The 274-nt window shown below is 67.2% G+C and carries 1 pseudogene; it reads right to left on the bottom strand.

The window, feature by feature from the left end:
• Positions 1–61: 61 nt before the first annotated feature.
• A pseudogene (locus WDW90_RS39355) lies at positions 62–274 on the bottom strand (hypothetical protein); the annotation flags it as partial.

Genomic DNA, 274 nt, shown 5'->3' with positions numbered 1-274 from the left:
AGCACGTCGGGTCGGTCGATGGTGACGCGCGCGACGTGGTCCTCGACGGAAAAGAGCACGCTCATGCCGCTGCCCCGCGACGTTCGCCGACAAGAGCGCCGCTTTCCATCAGGCGGTCGATCTGCTCTCCGGAATAGCCGGCTTCCTCAAGGATGGTGCGGCCGTCGCCGCCGAGATCGGGCGGGGAATGCCGCACCCTGAAGGCGCTCTCGTCCATGGTCAGCGGTGAGCCGAGGACCGGGATGCCCCCGTCGAGTTCGATGATCGAGCCGTT

It is taken from the genome of Methylobacterium nigriterrae (genome assembly GCF_037106235.1).
Classification (GTDB): domain Bacteria; phylum Pseudomonadota; class Alphaproteobacteria; order Rhizobiales; family Beijerinckiaceae; genus Methylobacterium; species Methylobacterium nigriterrae.
The sequence above is the reverse complement of the archived record's forward strand: the minus strand, read 5'-3'. Positions and strand labels throughout refer to the sequence as shown.